Annotated in this window: 1 protein-coding gene; it reads left to right on the top strand. The window is 67.6% G+C overall.

What is annotated here, in order from left to right:
* Positions 1-249: 249 nt before the first annotated feature.
* Positions 250-1,329 (top strand): IS110 family RNA-guided transposase, encoded by a 1,080-nt coding sequence (locus Cco03nite_RS41950; RefSeq protein WP_444546539.1) that lies wholly within the window; start codon positions 250-252, stop codon positions 1,327-1,329.
* Positions 1,330-1,377: the final 48 nt, after the last annotated feature.

The raw sequence follows: 1,377 nt of genomic DNA, 5'->3' as shown, positions 1-1,377 counted from the left end.
ACTCGGCTCGTTCGTGAAACCTGTGAGACTGGTCGTGCACCGTTCCGGGCTGGTGATCTGGCCCGCGTGAGATCCGACTTCGTGTCTTGGCTTGGATCTGTCGATCACGGCCCGGGACGGTGCCTGGGCGCCGGCCCGGTCAAGCGTGTCCCGATAGGGGCCTTGCCGTGAACAGGGCACCGTCACAGTTCTGACCAGCTCCGACCGGTCCGGCGTCAGCCATCTGCGCCCCGACCAGATCAGGAGCTGATGACCGTGACCAGTATCCCCCGTCCCCGACCCGACCAGGACAACTCCGGCAACGGCGAGACCATCGTGCTGGGCGTCGACACCCATAAGGACAAGCACGTCGCGGCCGTGCTCACCGCAAACGGAGTGCTGGTGGAGGTGTCGTCGTTCCCGACCACCGCCGCCGGCTACCGTCAGCTGCTGGCATGGGCCCGCCGCCATGGCAGCCTGCAGCGTGCCGGTGTCGAGGGCACCAGCTCCTACGGCGCGGCACTGACACGATTCCTGCTCAGCCAGGCCATCGCGGTGATCGAGGTGACCTGGCCGGACAAGGCCACACGCCGACGTCGCGGCAAGACCGACGCCCTGGACGCCGAACACGCCGCCCGTGCCGTCCTCGCCGAAACCGCCGTCGGGCAGGCGAAGACCGCCGACGGGCCGGTCGAGATGATCCGTATGTTCCGGCTGGCCCGGACCTCGGCCCTCAAAGCCCGCACTCAGGCGATCAACCAGCTCAAGGCCGTCCTGGTCAACGCCGACCCGCAGTTGCGCGACTCGATGGCAGGTCTCGGGCCCAAGACGACGTGGCGGCGCTGTACCACGTTGGCCGACGACGTCCGACCCGACGACGTCGGCGGTGCCACGGCCCACACGCTTGCTCTGCTGGCCAGGCGCATCCTGGCCCTGACCACCGACATCGACCAACTGCAGCACCACATCGAGCACGTGATCCAGCAGCACTGGCCCCAGCTGCTGCAACGCACCGGTATCGGTCCCGACAACGCCGCCGCGCTGCTCATCACCGCCGGTGACAACCCGGAACGACTCACCAGCTCGGCTGCGTTCGTCGCGCTCTGCGGCGCCAGTCCCGTCGAGGCCTCCTCCGGCAACAACCAGCGCAGACGTCTCAACCGCGGAGGCGATCGCCAAGCCAACGCCGCGCTCTACCGCATCGTCATCAGCCGTCTGCACACCGACACCGCCACCCGGGCTTACCGCGACCGGCGCCTGACGGAAGGCAAGACGAAACGGGAGATCATCCGGTGCCTGAAGCGCTACGTCGCCCGCGAGGTCTTCGGCCTTCTCACCACCAGCCAGTAGTGCACTCCTGGCGATCATGAATGCCTCTTGACAGTCATAGGGGCATCC

It is taken from the genome of Catellatospora coxensis (genome assembly GCF_016862635.1).
GTDB lineage: Bacteria > Actinomycetota > Actinomycetes > Mycobacteriales > Micromonosporaceae > Catellatospora > Catellatospora coxensis.
The sequence above is the reverse complement of the archived record's forward strand: the minus strand, read 5'-3'. Positions and strand labels throughout refer to the sequence as shown.